This is a genomic window from Microcella indica, from assembly GCF_013414345.1.
GTDB classification, from domain to species: Bacteria; Actinomycetota; Actinomycetes; order Actinomycetales; family Microbacteriaceae; genus Microcella; species Microcella indica.
The window spans coordinates 2,489,420-2,507,166 of record NZ_CP058670.1; the positions used below are offsets into that span (position 1 = coordinate 2,489,420).

General features: G+C 71.2%; 15 protein-coding genes. 11 read left to right on the forward strand and 4 right to left on the reverse strand.

Annotation, left to right across the window (positions count from 1 at the left end):
* Positions 1-44: 44 nt before the first annotated feature.
* The gene (locus tag HUJ41_RS12140; protein ID WP_179872760.1) at positions 45-521 is read left to right on the forward strand and encodes a hypothetical protein; all 477 of its coding nucleotides are present in this window, start codon (positions 45-47) and stop codon (positions 519-521) included.
* A 30-nt stretch (positions 522-551) separates the two neighbouring features.
* On the opposite strand, the gene HUJ41_RS12145 is transcribed toward HUJ41_RS12140, so the two are convergent.
* Positions 552-3,251, reverse strand: a complete 2,700-nt coding sequence (locus tag HUJ41_RS12145; RefSeq protein WP_179872761.1) for a helix-turn-helix domain-containing protein — start codon at positions 3,249-3,251, stop codon at positions 552-554.
* A gap of 292 nt (positions 3,252-3,543) precedes the next feature.
* Here HUJ41_RS12145 and HUJ41_RS12150 point away from each other — a divergent pair, with 292 nt between their 5' ends.
* From HUJ41_RS12150 to HUJ41_RS12190, 9 genes are all read left to right on the forward strand, one after another.
* Complete coding sequence (locus HUJ41_RS12150; RefSeq protein WP_179872762.1) at positions 3,544-5,049, forward strand: DUF6421 family protein; 1,506 nt, start codon at positions 3,544-3,546, stop codon at positions 5,047-5,049.
* On the forward strand, positions 5,046-5,693 hold the full coding sequence (locus HUJ41_RS12155; protein ID WP_179872763.1) for an SDR family NAD(P)-dependent oxidoreductase: 648 nt from the start codon (positions 5,046-5,048) through the stop codon (positions 5,691-5,693). Before HUJ41_RS12150 ends, HUJ41_RS12155 begins: the two co-directional genes overlap by 4 nt.
* Before the next feature lie 41 nt (positions 5,694-5,734).
* Entirely contained in the window at positions 5,735-7,057 is a 1,323-nt protein-coding gene (locus HUJ41_RS12160; RefSeq protein WP_179872764.1) for a sensor histidine kinase, read from the forward strand.
* A complete protein-coding gene (locus tag HUJ41_RS12165) occupies positions 7,054-7,743 on the forward strand; it encodes a response regulator (RefSeq protein WP_281363099.1) in 690 nt (229 codons plus the stop codon). Before HUJ41_RS12160 ends, HUJ41_RS12165 begins: the two co-directional genes overlap by 4 nt.
* Before the next feature lie 97 nt (positions 7,744-7,840).
* Positions 7,841-8,722, forward strand: coding sequence for an ABC transporter ATP-binding protein (locus HUJ41_RS12170; RefSeq protein ID WP_179872765.1), 882 nt, complete (start codon positions 7,841-7,843; stop codon positions 8,720-8,722).
* Positions 8,722-9,864 (forward strand): ABC transporter permease, encoded by a 1,143-nt coding sequence (locus HUJ41_RS12175; protein WP_179872766.1) that lies wholly within the window; start codon positions 8,722-8,724, stop codon positions 9,862-9,864. The genes HUJ41_RS12170 and HUJ41_RS12175 overlap by 1 nt, the downstream gene beginning before the upstream one ends.
* Before the next feature lie 57 nt (positions 9,865-9,921).
* On the forward strand, positions 9,922-10,995 hold the full coding sequence (locus tag HUJ41_RS12180) for a threonine aldolase family protein (RefSeq protein WP_179872767.1): 1,074 nt from the start codon (positions 9,922-9,924) through the stop codon (positions 10,993-10,995).
* A 27-nt stretch (positions 10,996-11,022) separates the two neighbouring features.
* Positions 11,023-12,012, forward strand: coding sequence for an LLM class F420-dependent oxidoreductase (locus HUJ41_RS12185; RefSeq protein WP_179872768.1), 990 nt, complete (start codon positions 11,023-11,025; stop codon positions 12,010-12,012).
* A gap of 377 nt (positions 12,013-12,389) precedes the next feature.
* Positions 12,390-13,130 carry a LysE family transporter gene (locus HUJ41_RS12190; RefSeq protein ID WP_179872769.1) on the forward strand — a complete coding sequence of 247 codons (741 nt, stop codon included), beginning with the start codon at positions 12,390-12,392 and terminating at the stop codon, positions 13,128-13,130.
* 14 nt (positions 13,131-13,144) lie between these two features.
* Here HUJ41_RS12190 and HUJ41_RS12195 read toward each other — a convergent pair whose 3' ends face one another.
* Positions 13,145-15,298, reverse strand: a complete 2,154-nt coding sequence (locus HUJ41_RS12195) for an ATP-dependent Clp protease ATP-binding subunit (protein ID WP_179872770.1) — start codon at positions 15,296-15,298, stop codon at positions 13,145-13,147.
* Positions 15,299-15,462: 164 nt separating this feature from the next.
* Here HUJ41_RS12195 and HUJ41_RS12200 point away from each other — a divergent pair, with 164 nt between their 5' ends.
* Positions 15,463-16,134 carry an NADPH-dependent F420 reductase gene (locus tag HUJ41_RS12200; RefSeq protein WP_431356470.1) on the forward strand — a complete coding sequence of 224 codons (672 nt, stop codon included), beginning with the start codon at positions 15,463-15,465 and terminating at the stop codon, positions 16,132-16,134.
* Positions 16,135-16,149: 15 nt separating this feature from the next.
* Here HUJ41_RS12200 and HUJ41_RS12205 read toward each other — a convergent pair whose 3' ends face one another.
* A complete protein-coding gene (locus HUJ41_RS12205; RefSeq protein WP_179872772.1) occupies positions 16,150-17,265 on the reverse strand; it encodes a class I SAM-dependent methyltransferase in 1,116 nt (371 codons plus the stop codon).
* Positions 17,266-17,307: 42 nt separating this feature from the next.
* Positions 17,308-17,706, reverse strand: a complete 399-nt coding sequence (locus HUJ41_RS12210; RefSeq protein WP_431356487.1) for a heat shock protein transcriptional repressor HspR — start codon at positions 17,704-17,706, stop codon at positions 17,308-17,310.
* Positions 17,707-17,747: the final 41 nt, after the last annotated feature.

A 17,747-nucleotide genomic window follows, 5' to 3' on the forward strand; every position in this document is an offset into this window, starting at 1 on the left:
CGATCGCCTCGCCTCGTGCGGGCAGCCCCGAATCAGGAGAAGTCATGCGACGCACTGCACCCGCCGTGGGCGCCCTCGCCCTCGCCGTCACCCTGGGCCTGACCGGATGCTTCGGCAACCCGCTCGAGCAGCTCACCGAGAATCTCGTTGAGGGCGGTGTCGAGAACCTCATCGAGGACCAGACCGGCGTCAACATCGACGTCGACGGAGGCGGCGGGGCGAGCCTGCCCGACAGCTGGCCCTCCGACGTGCCCACCCCTGATGGCTCCGTGCTGTTCTCGGCGGGAGTCGACGGCAACTTCACGGCGAGCTTCGAGATCTCCGGGCCCGAGGTGGTCGACCAGCTGCGCGGCGACCTCGAAGACTCCGGCTACGCGCTCACGCAGGAGGCCGACTACGGCGGGCTGCTCAACTACCTGTACGAGAACGACACGTACACCGTCACCGCGGTCTACATCGCGGGGGAGGGCGAGAACGCCGACACGCTGCAGTACAGCATCGTCCTCAAGGAGCAGCAGTAGGGGTTCCCCCAGCGGCGCAGGCTGCGCGAGTTATAGGAACTCGCGCAGCTCGCGCTCGAGCTCGGTACGACCGCGCACGCCGAGCTTGCGATAGATGTTCGACAGGTGGTTGTCGACCGTGCGCACCGAAACCCCGAGTCGCTCGGCGATCTCACGGCTGCGCTCGCGGCGAGCCGCCGCGGTCGCGACCGTCCACTCCCGTTCGGTGAGGCCGGCATCGTCGCGCGCGTGCCTGGGGCGGGAGGGCGACACCACGGTGCGGGAGAGCTCGCTCGCGGTCACGCGGGCACGGCGCACGAGCATCCGGTCGTCCGGTTCCCACCCGGGCGCCGCTGACACGAGGCCGAACGCGAGCGCTCCGAGGCCGGCCGTCGTGAGCGCGGGGGCGAGCTCCACGGCCGCGGCCGCGTCGTGGTGCTCTCGGGCCTCTGCCGCCCTCCTCACAAGCTCGAGGAACGGGGCGCCCGAGGAGGCTGCGGCGCTCGACACGAGGTCGAGCACCTCGCCGCCGGAGGAGAGCCGCAGCGCCACGGTGGCCGTCAGAGCGGCGAGGAGGAGGTGGCCAGCCTCGACGCCGACGCGCACCGCCGAGGTGAGCGCGGCGCTCGCCGACTCAGGGTCTCCCTCGGCCGCGGCGAGCCAGGCCTGCGCCTCCGCCGCCTGCAGGCGAACCTTGACGTCGTCGTGGTGGGCCGGCTCGAGCGCGTCGAGGAACGCGCGGGCACTGGCCTGATCACCGCGCTGAGCGTGCACGGTCGACGCGAGGGCGAGCGCCGGGCCGAGGAGGCCCGTGAAGTCGCGCCACCGCAGCTGATCGACGGCGAGCACCGCGAGGGGAGCGGCATCGTGCAGTCGCCCGCCGTGGAGGTGGATGAGCGCGAGAGCGTACGACCACACTCCCGATGACTCCGCGAAGGGCTCGAGCCTGCGCGCCTCCGCGAATGCGCGCGCATCATCGATGCGGCCCCGCGCCACATCGACGAGGAACGCACTGAGGTCGAGCAGGCTCTCGCCGTACGGCACCACCTCGGCGAAGCGCGCGGCGAGCGGCCGACCCGAGGCGATGGCGGCGCTCGCGTCGTCGATGCGGCCGGCCATCGTCGCGATCATGGCTGTGCCGAGAGCGGCCGTGAGCTCGGCGGCATGCCCGGCTGCATGCTCGGCGGCATCCCCTGGGCCGGCGCCCGGGGCAGGGTCGGCGCCGCGGGCACGGTCGAGCGTTGCCGGCGGTATGACGTGCGAAGCGAGAACCTCGCGATCACCGGCCATGAGGCGCCACTTGGCGAGATCGGGCTCGAGCAGGGCGCGCCCGGTCGCATCCAGGTCGTCGAGGATGCTCACGATGCGGTCCGCCGCAGCCCGGGGCTCGTGCCGCCGCAGCGCCGTGTGCTGCCCCCACCGCAGGTGCACGATGGCCAGAGTCTCCGCGGCCGCGCCTGCCCGCGCACTCGCCTCCGCCCGTGCGAAGGCCTCGTCAGCCTCCTCCACCCGTCCGAGAGCGGAGAGCGCGGCGGCGCGCGTCACGTGGGCCGTGGCGAGCGCGGGCGCATCCTCCTCGGTCGCGGTGGCGAGCACGCGGTCGGCTGCCGCGATCGCGCGCTCGTGATCGCCCACGGCATGCGCGTAGCGGGCCGCCCACAGCGTGTCGTCTCGCGCGACTGTCGCGCCAGCGTCGAGCAGAAGGCACACGGCCGTGAAGCGCACCGGCGGTGACGGGAGGGCGAGCAGACGGCGCGCCGCGGACTCCCGCAGACGGTTCCGCGCGGCGGGCTCGAGGTCGGCGAGAAGGGCCTCCGCGAAGATCGGGTGCGCCAGTCGAAGGTGCGCGCGGTCGCCCTCACCGCTCGCACCCTCACCGCCCGCACCCTCCCCGCTCGCCACGACGAAGCCCCCGGCGACGAGATCGTCCACCGTGTCGAGGTCCTCGGCACGCGTGGCGGTCGCCGGCCACGGCTGGGCGACGGCGAGCAGCTCGGCGAAGCGTCGCTGATCATCGCGAAGAGTGTCGAGGCGGCTCGCGACGGTGCCGATGATGTGCGGCGGCACGCGGCTGGGGTCGAGCTCGACGCCGTAGGGACCCGAGCGCACGCGGCCCGTGCGCTCGGCCGAGAGCACGAGCTCGCGCAGGAAGAGCGGGTTGCCACGGGTGACGTCGAACAGCGTGCGGAGCGTCTCGGGTCGCGGCTCGGCGCCGAGGCGGCGGCGCAGCAGCTCACGCGTCTGGTCAAGCCCGAGACCGGGCACCTCGGTCACCGTCACGAGGTCCTCGTGCAGAAGGCGCGCGAGCGCTCCCGTCATGGGGTGCTCGTCTCGGGCGGTGAGCAGAGCGGGCACGGCGAAGACGCGCACGAGCTGGTACAGCGCTGCAGCCGAGGTGGCGTCGAGCAGCGGCGCGTCGTCGACGACGAGCAGATAGGTGTCGGCGTGCGCTCCGACGAGCGCGATGAGCTGCTGCAGCCGGTCGGCGACGTCGTCGTGCGGCGCGAAGCGCTCAGCGCCGAGCAGGGGAGACAGGGCACCCAGCGGAACGTCGCGCAGCTCGTCGAGAGCGACGACGGGCACGATCGTGCGGCCCTTCGCGGCGAGTGCTGACGCGGCCGTCGCGGCCACGGTCGTCTTGCCCACCCCGCTGGGCCCGCGCAACATTTGTGCGCGTGCAGGGCGGGCCGCGAGCGCATCCACGAGCCGGTCGACGTGATCGGGGCGCGCGACGATCGGCCAAGACCCCATTCGTGTCAGCCTCTCGCTCAGATCACCGCGATTGCCCTGCCCGGCGCACCCCCAGGAAGACCGGTGACCGACTGTCGACGCTAGCAGTCGTGGGCGCGCTGGTCGCGGGCCTTTCCTGCGGATCCGGCACGAATCGCCATTCCGCGCGCGCGACGACGGCAGCATCCTGCGTCGACGCAACTTTCCCGCGTCGATCGCAACCACCGCTCGCGGCTCCGTCCCTAGGCTCGTCAGCAGCAGGGAGCCCGCACGGCGCGGGCACCGAACACGGCGATCGACGAAGGAGGGACCCATGACGCACGCAGAAGCGACGCACGCAGACGCAGCGCACGCAGAAGCACCGACGAGCGCGCGCACCATCATCGGAGAGCCCGAGGTCGTCGAGGACGGCGGTGCCCAGACGGATGCTGCGCTCACCGCCGCCGCGATCGTCGCCGACCCGGCATGGTCGCGCCTGAAGCAGGCCGCCGAGGCCATCCGCCCGCTGCAGGTGCACGACGGGAGCATCGTCGAGACGCGCTACCACGCTGAAGCGGCTCGGCAGGTCGCCGTGATCGTCGACGCGCTCGAGCACTTCGCCCCGGGCATCCCGTATGACGAGGCGTACTTGAGGGCCTGCGCACGGGACTTCCGCGCGTGGGTCGCGGGAGGGTTCGGGGTACCCGACTTCTACGACTCGCTCGATGCGTTCCGGCCGGCGGCCGAGCGACGCGACGGTGTGGCGCACCTCGTGGTGTTCCCCATGTACACCCAGAACGGCTCGCCAGACCGGCTCGTCGAGGCGGTCGTGTGCGAGGTCATCTGGCCCGAGTTCGTCGCGCAGCTCGAGGCCGGCGAGTACGGCAACGCCCTGTACCTCGGGTTGCGGTTCGCCGACTTCACCTCCGGCTACGACACGAACTCGGCCGTGCTGTTCCCCGAGTCGGTCGCGGTGACCCCGCGCGTGCCCGCAGGGAGCGGGCCGGGAGCGGCACCCGCACTGCCCCCGTTCACGTGGGGGGCGATCTTCGCCGACCGCGAGGCCGCCCGCTACCGCCGAGTCGTGAGGGCGGCGGCCGAGACCACTCGGCTCGAACTGCCCGCCGACGCCGCACGGCTGCTCGACGACCAGCAGCTCACCGAGCGCACCTTCGTGATGTGGGACATGATTCACGACCGCACCCACATGCGCGGCGACCTGCCCTTCGACCCGTTCATGATCAAGCAGCGCATGCCGTTCTTCCTGTACTCCTTGGAGGAGCTGCGGTGCGACCTCACGGCCTTCCGCGAGGCCGTGGCCCTGTGGCGGGCCAAGGACACGGATGACGTCACGCGCGAGCATGCGCGCCTCGTGCAGTACGCCGTCATCTTCGACCGCATCTTCCGCTTCGCCCTCACCGGCACGCGCGTGCGCAACTACGACGGTCTCGGCGGGCAGCTACTGTTCGCCTGGATGCACCAGCGCGGGGTGCTGCACTGGACGGATACGCGACTGACGATCGAGTGGGAGGCGGTGCCCGACGTCGTCGTCGCGCTCTCCGACGCGATCAACGAGCTGTACTGGCGCTCGATCGACCGGCCGAAGGCGGCGCACTGGCTCGCCGCGTACGCCTTCCTCACGACGACGCTCACGCCGCATCCTGCGTCGACGTGGGCGCGCGGCCTGCCCGACGACGTGCTCGCCGGTCCGCTCAAGGGGTACACCGACCTCGTGCTCGACGACGAGTTTCCCCTCTCGATGTTCTACGAGGCGCTGCAGAAGAAGATCGCGCCGGTGATCGAGTCGACCTCGGGCATCACGGGCACCGGTAGCGCGTGACGGGCCAGCAGAGCATCCAGGACCGCACGATCGTCGTCGCGGGCGCGGGCGGCGCTGCCGGCCGCGCGGTGTGCTTGGCGCTTACGGAGGCGGGAGCGCACGTCGTCGCGGTTGGGTCTCGAGGCGAATCGCTGACCGAGGTGGATGCGGCCGAGACCGCGGTCGTCGACCTCGCCGAGCCGGGTGCGGTGAGCGAGTGGGCGGCCGAGCTGCGGACGCGCAGGCCGAGCATCGACGGCCTGCTCCACCTCGTCGGCGGGTGGCGAGCGGGATCGTCCGAAGAAGACTGGGACTGGCTCGAGCGCCGCGTGCTCACGACCCTGCGGGTGCTGAGCCGCGAGCTGCGGGACGACCTGAGCGCGTCCAGCGCGGGGCGGCTCGCGATCGTGAGCTCGACCGCCGTCGCGCAGCCACGATGGGGCATGGCCAACTACGTCACGCTCAAGGCGGCCGCGGAAGCGTGGACTCAAGCGCTCGCGACCGGCTGGCGAGTGAAGGGCACGCCGACCGCGGCCGTGACCTTCGTGGCGGGCGCACTCGACGAGGGCGACACGACCGCGCAGCTCGCCGCGGCGTGCGCGGGGCTGTGGGAGCTCGGGCACGAGCAGCTCAACGGCGCGGTCGTGCACCTGGCTCCGTCGTGAGACGGATGCGCGGTCCGGTGCACGCGGGTTAGCGTTCTGGGGTGACTGCCGAGACCCGCCCGCCCTCCACCGTCGACGCCGACGGCAACTGGGTGCGCCCGACGCCCGGCGTCGCCGGCATGCGCACCGACGGGCTGCTGGCGCTCGGCATTGCTGTGGGCGCCTCGCTCGCGATCCTGCTCTACGTCTCGGCCGAGTTCTTCGACGAGCCTCCCGTGCTGTGGCAAGCGGCACTCGTCGTGCTCGGCATCTCGGGCCCGCTCGTGTGGCGCAGGGTCGCGCCCATCACCGTCACCGCCGTCATCTCGATCGTCTACATCTGCGCCCTCTACAACAAGGTGCCCGAAGTGCTGTTCAGCAACATCGCGCTGTTCATGGCGATGTACTCGATCGGCGCGTGGTCATCTTCACGCCGGCACGCGCTCGTGGCGCGCATCGTCGTCGTGGTCGCCATGTTCGGCTGGCTGTTCTGGGAGATCACCCGGGCCGCCTTCGATACCTCGCTCGCGCCGGAGGACTCGGGCATCGGCCTCATCGCGCCCGGCGTCGCCATCGGGCTCATCAGCATCGTCACCAACATCCTCTACTTCGCAGGAGCGTGGGCCTTCGGTGATCGGGCATGGAGTGCCGCGCGCGAGAGGGCCGAGCTCAAGGCTCGCACGCACGAGCTCGAGGCGGAGCGCGAGCTCACCGCGGCGCAGGCCGTGACCCTCGACCGCGTGCGCATCGCCCGCGAACTGCACGACGTCGTCGCCCACCACGTCTCCGTCATGGGAATCCAGGCGGGTGCGGCACGCCGGGCACTCGGTGCCGACGCCCCCGCCCCGGCGATCAGCGCACTCGGCTCGGTGGAGACCTCGGCGCGCGACGCCGTCGACGAGCTGCACCGCCTCGTGACGACCCTGCGCGGTATCGGCGGCGAAGGCGACGCGACGGACGGACCGAGCACGCGCGGCACGGCCCAGCTCGAGGCACTCCTCGACGACGTGCGCGCCGCGGGCCGAACAGCAGACTTCACGATCGTCGGCGATCGGCAGCCGCTCTCCCCCGTCATCGACACGACGCTCTACCGCGTCGCACAGGAGGCGGTCACCAACAGCCTCAAGCACGCGGGGGCGACCGCGACGATGGATGTTCGGCTCAGGTTCAGCCCCGAGCGGGTCGAGCTCGAAGTGGCCGACACGGGCCACGGCGCCCGTAGCTCGCAGACCACGACGAGCGCGTCCGGCGGCCTCGGGCAGATCGGCATGCGCGAGCGACTTGCCGCGATCGGAGGAGCGCTCGAGGCGGGGCCGCGCAAGCGCGGCGGGTATCTCGTGCGCGCGACCGTGCCGCTCCTCGTGACCGAGCAGGTCGGCTCATGAGCGAGCCCGTGATCCGCGTGCTCCTGGTCGACGACCAAGATCTGGTGCGCGCGGGCTTCCGCGTCATCCTCGAGAGCGAGCCGGGCATCGAGGTCGTCGGGGAGGCCGCCGACGGTGCTCGCGCGCTCGAGGCCGCGCGCGAGCTGCGCCCCGACGTCATCTGCATGGACGTGCAGATGCCGGGGGTCGACGGGCTCGAGGCGACCAGGCGAATCCGGTCCGAGGGGCTCGAGCCGAGCATCCTCGTTCTCACGACCTTCGACCGCGACGACTACCTGTTCGCCGCCCTCGAGGCGGGCGCGAGCGGGTTCCTGCTCAAGAACGCGAGCCCCGAGAAGCTGCTCGAAGCCGTGCGCGTCGTCGCGGGAGGTGAGGCGCTCCTCGCCTCCGACGTCACACGCCGCGTCATCGAGCGCGTCACCGCGAGCCGGGAGCGGCCCGCCCCCGACGCGCGTCTCGACGAGCTCACCGAGCGGGAAGCCGAAGTGCTGCGGTTGCTCGCGCGGGGGTTGAGCAACGGCGAGATCGCCCGCGAGCTGTACCTCGGCGAGGCGACCGTCAAGACCCACGTCTCCAAGATCCTCCTCAAGCTCGGGCTGCGCGACCGCGTGCACGCCGTCGTCTTCGCCTACGAGAACGGCGTCGCCGTGCCGGGCGAGAGCGGGCCAGGCGGGTCATCCAACTGACGGACCCCGCGCCCGCCTCACGGCGGATGCGGCGCACCCCCTCGCACGCCTAGCGTCGAGATACCGGGATCGCCGAGCACCCCGGGAAGGGAGCACCATGCTGCAGATCGAGAACGTCACCAAGTCGTTCGGCGACCGCACCGCGCTCGACGACGTGAGCTTCGGGGTCGGCGCCGGGCGCCTCACCGGCTTCGTCGGCGGCAACGGGGCGGGCAAGACCACGGCGATGCGCATCATCCTCGGTGTGCTCGCGAGCGACAGCGGCCGCATCACGCTGCACGGTGAGCCGCTCACCGCCGACGACCGCCGGCGCTTCGGCTACATGCCCGAAGAGCGCGGGCTGTACCCCAAGATGCGCGTGCACGAGCAGCTCGTCTACCTCGCGCGTCTGCGCGGAGTGCGGGCGCGAGACGCTGCCGTGCGGGCCGACGAGCTCATCGACCGCCTCGAGTTGACCGAGCGCCGCGACGAGCCCATCGAGAAGCTCTCCCTCGGCAACCAGCAGCGCGCCCAGATCGCCGCGGCCCTCGTCCACGACCCCGACGTGCTCGTGCTCGACGAGCCCTTCTCGGGCCTCGACCCGATGGCCGTCGAGACGGTTCTCGGCGTGCTCGGCGAGTTCGCCGCCCGGGGAGCCCCCGTACTGTTCTCCAGTCACCAGCTCGACCTCGTCGAGCGCCTGTGCGACGACCTCGTCATCATCGCCGGCGGGGCCATCCGCGCCGCGGGGCCACGGGACGAGCTCCGCGCCGCCAACACCGGCTCCCAGTGGGAGCTCCTGAGCGGGGAGGACGCCGGCTGGGTGCGCGACATCCCCGGCGCGACCGTGCTCGAGTTCGACGGCGGCTACGTGCTCTTCGAGGCCGACGCCGACGCCGCCCAGGTCGTGCTGCAGCGCGCCGCCGCCCTCGGCGCCGTGCACAGCTTCACCCCCCGCCGACCCACCCTGACCGAGATCTTCCGAGAGGTCGTGAAGTGATGAGCACCACCCCCGCCACCAGCACCGCCGCCACCCGCGGCCCCGCCACCTCGCCTGCCCCGCGCTTCCGCGAGTCCGTCACCCTCGTCGCCGGCCGCGAAGTCACCCAGAAGCTGCGCTCCAAAGCCTTCGTCATCTCGACGATCATCCTCATGCTCGTCGTGCTCGCCTCCATCGTCATCGGCGGGCTCGTCTCCCGCAACCAGGGAGACACCCCCGTCGCGGCCGTCGGCGTCGTCGCCGAGCAGCTCGAGGGCCTTCCCGGCATCGAGGTCACCGAGGTGCCCACGCGCGCAGAAGCCGAGACCCTCGTGCGCGACGGGGAGGTCGACGGCGCCGCCGTGCCGCTCGACGACCCCGCCGAAGGCGGCCCCGCGATCGAGGTCATCGGGCTCGAAGGGGCGCCGGGCATCCTCATTCAGGCCCTCTCGATCGCCCCCGAGGTGACCCTCCTCGACGAGCCGGAGGTCGACGGCTTCATCGTCTACTTCGTGGCCCTCGGCTTCGGCATCGTCTTCTTCATCTCCGCCGTCACCTTCGGCGGCACGATCGCGCAGAGCGTCGTGGAGGAGAAGCAGACGCGCGTCGTCGAGATCCTGCTGTCGTCGATCTCCTCGCGCGCCTTGCTCGCCGGCAAGGTGGTCGGCAACTCGATCCTCGCCTTCGGCCAGATCATCGCGATCGCCGTGCTGGCCGGCATCGGGCTCATGGTGATCGGGCAAGACATCCTCATCAGCGACCTCGGGGTCTCGGTGGCCTGGTTCCTCGGCTTCTTCGCCATCGGCTTCGTGCTGCTCGCCGCCATGTACGCGGCGTCGGCGGCACTCGTCTCCCGCATGGAGGACGTCGGCTCGGTGCTGACCCCGGTCACCTACCTCGTGATGATCCCGTACTTCCTCGTCATCTTCTTCAACGACAACGAGCTCGTGCTGGGCATCATGTCGTACGTGCCGTTCTCCGCCCCGGTCGGGATGCCCATGCGCATCTTCCTCGAGACCGCCCAGTGGTGGGAGCCCCTGGTCTCCCTCGCGATCCTCGTCGCCACGACCGTCGTCGTGGTCGCGCTCGGGGCCCGGATCTACGGCAACTCGCTCCTGCGCACCGGGTCGCGCGTCAAGCTCGGTGAGGCCCTGCGCGGCTGACCGGCGGCGCTCACGACGGTCGCCGCGAAACCGCGGCGGGTGCGGGAGAATGGGCTCGTGACGAGACTCCACGACTCCACCCGCCGCGGTTTCGCGAGCGACAACTACGCCGGTGTGCACCCCGAGGTGCTGACGGCTCTGGCCGAGGCCAACGAGGGCCACCAGGTCGCCTACGGCGAAGACCAGTACACCGAGCGCCTCGGTGAGGTGATGCGGCAGGAGTTCGGCGAGCATGCCGAGGTGTACCCCGTCTTCAACGGCACGGGCGCCAACGTGCTCGCGCTCACCGCGCTCATGCCGCGCTGGGGCGCCGTGATCTGCAGCGCGACCGCGCACATCCACACCGACGAGGGCGGCGCCCCCGAGCGGGTGAGCGGGCTGAAGCTGCTGCCCGTGCCGACTCCAGACGGCAAGCTCACCCCGGAGCTCATCGCGACTGAGGCCTTCGGCTGGGGCGACGAGCACCGCGCCCAGCCGCTCGTCGTGAGCATCACGCAGACGACTGAGCTCGGCACGCTCTACACGGCCGACGAGATTCGCGCGATCGCCGACTACGCGCACGCGCACGGCATGGCCCTGCACCTCGACGGCGCCCGCATCTGGAATGCCGCCGCCGCGCTCGGCACGTCGTTGCGCGCGTTCACCGCCGACGTGGGAGTGGACATCCTCTCTCTCGGCGGCACCAAGAACGGGCTCCTCGGCGCCGAGGCGATCGTCGTGATCGACCCCTCCCGCGCCCCGGGCCTCACCTACCTGCGCAAGATGTCGATGCAGCTCGCGAGCAAGATGCGCTTCGTGAGCGCGCAGCTGCTCACGCTCTTCGAGGGCGGCCTCGGCGTGCGCTCCGCGGGCCACGCCAATGCCATGGCAGCGCGCCTGCGCACCGGGCTCGAGACGATGATCGCGCGGGGAGAGGTTCTCGAGGGATCGCTGTCGTTCAGCCAGCCGACCCAGGCCAACGCCGTCTTCGCGGTGCTCGAGAACGATGCGGCCGACCGCATTCGCGAGAAGGTGCGCTTCTACGACTGGGACCGCGCGCGCGGCGAAGTGCGCTGGATGTGCGCCTTCGACACGAGCGCCGACGACATCGACGCCTTCCTGCGCATCGTGCACCACGAGCTCGGCAGGTAGGGCGCAGCCGGGCGTACGCTGAGCCTCATGCGCTTCGGACTCTTCATTCCCCAAGGCTGGCGGCACGACCTGGTCGACATCGACCCCGACGAGCAGTGGGCGGTGATGAAGCGCCTCGCGCAGCACGCCGACGCGGGCCCGTGGGAGTCGATCTGGGTCTACGACCACTTCCACACCGTCCCCGTGCCGAGCGAGGAGGCGACGCACGAGGCGTGGACCCTCATGTCGGCGTTCGGCGCCGTCACCGAGCGCGTGCGCCTCGGGCAGATGTGCACGTGCATGGGCTACCGCAACCCCGCGTACCTCGCCAAGGTCGCCGCGACGGTCGACCACGTCTCGCACGGGCGCGTCGAGATGGGCATCGGCGGCGGCTGGTACGAGCACGAGTGGAACGCCTACGGGTACGGGTTCCCGGAGATCGGAGACCGCCTGCGGATGCTCGACGAGGGCGTGCAGATCATGCGGCAGGCCTGGTCGGAGGGGACCGCGACGCTGAACGGCCGCTACTACAAGGTCGAGGGCGCGATCGTTCGGCCCCTGCCGGTGCAGAAGCAGGGCATCCCGTTCTGGATCGCCGGAGGCGGTGAGAAGGTCACGTTGCGCATCGCCGCGCAGTACGGGCAGTACACGAACTTCGCCGGCACCCCCGAGGAGTTCACCCACAAGAGCGAGGTGCTGCGCGGGCACTGCGAGCGGCTCGGCACGAGCTTCGACGCCATCACGCGGTCGTCGAACTACAACACCGTCGTCGGGCGCGACGAGGCCGAGGTCGCCGAGCGCATCGCCACCATCGAGGCGCGGCTCACGCGGTACCTCGGGGCCGAGCGTGCGGAGAAGGCCGTCGCCGATCTGCGCAACGGTCGCGGGCTTGCGGGAACCCCTGAGCAGATCATCGAGCAGTTGCAGGGCATGCAGCAGCTCGGCATGACCTACGCGATCACCTACTTCGCCGAGGCGGCCTACGACACGAGCGGCATCGAGCTGTTCGAGCGCGAGGTCGTGCCCGCGCTCGTCTAGGCCCTGCCGCCCGAGCCCCTGCCGCCCAAGCCCCTCCCGCCCCGAGCCCTCACCGCCTGCGCCGTCGACACTGTGCCGCTACGCGGCAACTGTGCTGTCGCGAACGAGCACACTGGCGATTCTGAAGCACAGTCGTCGGGGCGACGGGCGACGGGGCGCGTCCGCATTGACAGACATCGATATAGCTGAGTACATTGATGTTCATCGATGTTTACAGGAGGTGACGACATGACCATGTTCACTGAGGACGGCTGCTGCGGCGGCGTCTGCTGCTGACACGACACCGGTTGCGCACCGCGCACATCGGCCCTGCCGGCCAGCGCGGTGCGCGACCCCTCTCACTCACGTCAGCACGACCCTCCAGAAAGGAACCGAGCGTGAGCGATGCGCTCTTCTCCAGCCTCACCGCAGGCCTGCTCGCCGGGTACGCGATCGCGATCCCGGTCGGGGCGATCGCGGCGCTCCTCATCACGCATGGCGCGCGCCACGGCGCACGCGTCGCCGCGGGCGGCGCACTCGGTGCCGCGACGGTTGACGGCCTCTACGCGACGATCGCCGTCGTGGCAGGAGCAGCCATCGCGCCGGTCATCGTGCTCATCGAAGAACCTCTCCGCTGGCTCTCCGTCATCGTGCTCGTCGCGCTCGGCATCATGATCGCGCTGCCCGGGCTGCGCGCAGCGCCGAGGCACGTGCCGCCGATCAGCGCGGATGCTCCCACCGACGCAGCCCCGGCCGACGCACCCCTGGCCGACGCAGCCTTGAGCGACACGACCCCGGCGCCCGCCCCGTCCGGCAGCACGGCGACGGCCTCGCGCACGACCACCGCGCGCCGGCTCTTCCTCACCGTCGGCGCCCTCACGCTCGTGAACCCCGTGACGGTCGTCTACTTCGCCGCGCTCATCGGCAGCTCGACGCTCGCCCTCGACGCCTCGCCGCTCGAGCGCATCGTCTTCGTCGCGGCGGCGTTCGCCGCCTCGCTCAGCTGGCAGCTGCTGCTCACGACCGCGGGCGCCCTCGCCGGCCGGGCCCTCGTCGGGCCGATCGGCGCGCGCATCACGGCCCTCGTGGGGGGCGGCATCATCATCCTCCTCGCCGTGCGCGCGGCGTGGGACGGCTGAGCGGACCTGCGACCTCAGACCTCCATGCGCGAGACGACGAGGCCGTCCGTGCCCTCGGGGGCGACGTCGACGCGCACCACGTCGCCGTCGGCGATCGTGCTCGAGAGGATCGCGCGGGCGAGGGCGTCGTCGATCTCGTGCTGCATGAGCCTGCGCAGCGGCCGCGCCCCGTACACGGGGTCGTAGCCGCGCTCGGCGAGCCACGTGCGAGCATCCGGCGTCACCGCCAGCTGCAGGCGACGGTCGACGAGGCGGCGCTCGAGGCGATCGATCTGCAGCGACACGATCTGGCCGAGATCGTCCGTCGTGAGCGGTGCGAACACCACGATGTCATCGAGCCGGTTGACGAACTCCGGCTTGAAGGCCTGCCGCACCATGTCGTTCACGCCGGCGACCTTCGCCTCCCACTCGAGCGACGGGTCGATGAGCAGCTGCGAGCCCAGGTTCGAGGTGAGGATGAGGATCGTGTTGCGGAAGTCGACGGTGCGACCCTGGCCATCGGTGAGCCGGCCGTCGTCGAGCACCTGCAGCAGCAGGTCGAAGACCTCGGGGTGCGCCTTCTCGACCTCGTCGAGCAGGATCACCGAGTAGGGGCGGCGACGCACGGCCTCGGTCAGTTGGCCGCCCTGCTCGTAGCCCACGTAACCGGGAGGGGCGCCGATGAGGCGCGAGACGGCGAACTTCTCCCCGTACTCGCTCATGTCGATGCGCACGAGCGCCTTCTCGTCGTCGAACAGGTAGTCGGCGAGCGCCTTCGCGAGCTCGGTCTTGCCGACGCCCGTGGGGCCGAGGAAGAGGAACGAGCCGGTCGGGCGGTCGGGGTCGCTGATGCCCGCGCGCGTGCGGCGCACCGCCTCCGACACGGCCACGACGGCATCTTTCTGACCGATGATGCGCTTGCCGAGCTCCGCCTCCAGGGTCAGCAGCTTCTCCGTCTCGCCCTGCGTGAGCTTGTCGACGGGGATGCCCGTCCAGGCCGCCACGACCGCGGCAATGTCTTCGTCCGTCACCTGGTCGTTAACCATGCGCGGGCCGCTCTCGGCCGACTCGGCCTCCGCGAGCTGCGTCTCGATGCCCGGGATCACCTCGTAGTTGAGGCGCGAGGCCTCCTGGTACTGCCCCTCGCGCATGGCGCGGTCGAGCTCGATGCGCGCGTCGTTGAGGCGCGTGCGCAGGTCGCCGACGGCGGTCAGGCCCGACTTCTCGGCCGCCCAACGCTTCTGCAGGGCATCCCGCTCGGCTGTCTTCTCGGCCAGCTCGCCGCGCAGCTTCTCGAGCCGGGCCTTCGACGCGTCGTCCTTCTCTTTCTTGAGGGCGAGCTCCTCGATCTCGAGGCGCGTCACGGCGCGCTTGAGCTCGTCGAGCTCGACGGGGCTCGACTCGATCTCCATCTTGAGCCGGCTCGCCGCCTCGTCGACGAGGTCGATCGCCTTGTCGGGCAGCTGGCGCGCGGTGATGTACCTGTTGCTGAGCGAGGCAGCCGCGACGAGCGCGCTGTCGGCGATCGAGACCTTGTGGTGTGCCTCGTAGCGCTCCTTGAGGCCGCGCAGGATCGCGACCGTGTCCTCGACGCTCGGCTCGCCGACGTAGACCTGCTGGAAGCGGCGCTCGAGCGCGGCGTCCTTCTCGATGAACTCGCGGTACTCGTTGAGCGTCGTCGCACCGATGAGACGCAGCTCGCCTCGGGCGAGCATGGGCTTGAGCATGTTCGCTGCCGCGACCGAGCCCTCACCGCCACCGGCGCCCATGAGGGAGTGCAGCTCGTCGATGAACGTGATGACCTGGCCGTCGGAGTCGTCGATCTCCTTCAGAACGGCCTTGAGACGCTCCTCGAACTCGCCTCGGTACTTGGCGCCGGCGACGAGGGCGGCGAGGTCGAGACCCACGAGCTGCTTGTCCTTGAGCGAGTCGGGCACGTCGCCCGCGACGATGCGCTGGGCGAGCCCCTCGACGACGGCGGTCTTGCCGACGCCGGGCTCGCCGATGAGAACTGGGTTGTTCTTGGTGCGGCGGCTGAGCACCTGGCTCACGCGGCGAATCTCGGCGTCGCGGCCGATGACGGGGTCGAGCTTGCCGGAGCGGGCGATCTCGGTGAGGTTGACGCCGTACTGCTCGAGGGCAGACTTCTGGGCCTCCTGACTGGAGGGGGCACCTTGCATGTTGGCCATCGTGTTCTCCTGCGGGGCAGAGGGTGCGCGGCAATGTTGAGTCGCGGTGACTCAAGTTTACGCCGCGGTGCTCGACTCCGCTAGCGGATGCCCGTTCCGAGGCTCTGCTCACGGCGAACACGCAGGCCGCTCACAAGCGGGAAATACTCCGCCGGGGCAATCGCTTGAAGCCCACCATGACGACTCTCGGCATCATCGGTTCCGGCAACATCGGCTCGCAGCTCGCCCGCGCATTCGCGAGGCTCGGGCACGACATCGTGATCGCGAACTCGCGCGGCCCCGCCTCGCTCGAGGAGTTCGCCGCCGAGGTCACGGCGGGCGGTGGCGGCACCGTGACCCCCGGCACCGTCGAGGAGGCCTCCCGTGCGGGCGAACTCGTCGTGCTCACGGTTCCGCTCGGCGTCGTGCCGAGCATCCCGAGCGAATCGCTCGCGGGGCGCATCGTGATCGACACCAACAACTACTACCCGGGCCGAGACGGCAGCATCGCCGAGCTCGACGAGGAGCGCCTCACGACCGCAGAGTGGGTGGCGCAGCACCTGCCCGAGTCGACGGTCGTGAAGGCCTTCAACCACATCCCCGCCGCCGACATCTCGGCCCACGCCGAGCCCTCCGGCAGCTCCACGCGTCGTGCCCTCATGGTGTACGGCGACGATGACGCGGCGGTGCGGCGCGTGACCGAGCTCGTCGAGGCGATCGGATTCGACGCGATCGTCGGCGGGCCGCTCAGCGACAGCTGGCGCATTCAGCGGGATACCCCCGGCTACGGGCCGCGCTTCGCCGCGGCCGAGCTGCGGGAACAGCTCGCGGCCGTGCGCAGCTACGGCGAGCGGTAGCTCACCCGGCGCTCGTCAGCGCCGCCGCGAGACGGTCACCGTGAACTTCGGCCCGCGGGAAGCCTGCCGCGTCGGGCCCACCGCGCGCTCGAGGGCGGGCGCATAGTCCAGGTGGCTGTTCCACACGCTCCACAGCTGCCCGCCAGGGCGCAGCACGCGCCCCGCCTCGGCAAAGAGCCTCAGCGCGACGCCGGTGTGCACGGCCGCCCCGACGTGGAACGGCGGGTTGAGCACGATGAGGTCGGCGCTGTCGGTCGGCTGCGTCGACAGGCCGTCGTCCTGCACCGTGTCGACCTCGACGCCGTTGGCATCGGCCGTGAGACGTGCGCTCTCGACGGCGACGGCAGAGACATCGGTCGCGATGACCCTTGCTGTGGGAGCGCGGCGCGCGAGCGCGACGGCGAGCGCGCCGGACCCGCACGCCAGGTCGATCGCGGTCTCGTAGGCGGGCCACTGCTCGGCGACCTCCAGGAGGGCGCGCGTTCCGATATCGAGGGATGCCCCGCCGAACACACCCGCCCGCGCGACGATGCGCAGGCCGTGCTCGGGCGCCTCGCCGACAGCGGGTTCGAGCGGCGCGACGTCGCGCGGCCCTCGCGCGGTCAGCAGCCGCGCCTTCCCCCGCGCGAGCGAGACGTCGACCCGCTCCCAGCTGCGGCGCAGCACGTCGTTCTGGGTCGGCGTCATGTGCTTGACCATATTGCCCGCGAGCAGGACGGCATCGGGGTGGGCGGAGCGAGCGACCTCGCGCGCGATCGCGTCGAGTCGGTCGAGCGAGCGCGGCAGGCGCAGAAGGATGAGCCGGGCATCCCTCGAGACGACGTCGGCGAGCGCATGGTGGCTGATCGCTGTGACGCCGGCGTCGCCCGCGTTGGCGTCGAGAGCCCGACGCGCCACGAGCGAGTCCTGGTGCACGCGCACGTGCTGCGCACCGAGGGCGAGAGCGCCGAGGGTCAGCGCCCCGTGGGTGTCCTCGATGACGGCGACCTCGGCGGGCCGGTCCCGCAGCCAGGGCTCGGCCGTGTCGAGCAGGTAGCGGTCGGCGGCGTCCCAGGCCCGCAGCTCGGGCGTCTCGACGTCGGGGCGGCGGCGCAGGAGTTCGAGCACGCGGTCGAGCGGAGCATCGGTCACTCGCGCAACCCTAGGCCCTCGCGCCGGACTGCGTGGCCGCGACTAGCCCCGGCGGAAGGGTCGCCAGACGACGACCTGGTTCGACTTCTGCGCGCGCGTTCCCGCTTTGAGCGAGATGACCTCGCCCTCCGAGCCGGCGGCGAAGACGCGGCGACCAGGCTTGGAGAGCATCTCGTCGGCGAGCGCCGTCTCGAGCTCGCGCACGCGGCGACGCAGCTCGGTGACCTCGTTCTCGAGCTCGAGGATGCGGCGGATGCCCTCGAGGTTGAGACCCTCACCGCTGAGCCGGGCGATCTCGCGCAACTGCACGACGTTGCGCATCGAGTAGCGGCGGCTCTGCCCCGCCGTGCGCGTCGGCGACACGAGCCCGAGGCGGTCGTATTGCCGCAGGGTCTGGGGGTGCATCCCGGCCAGTTCCGCCGCGATCGCGATGGCGAACATGGGGGTGTCCTCGTCCACCTGGTCTCCTCCCACGTCGCTCC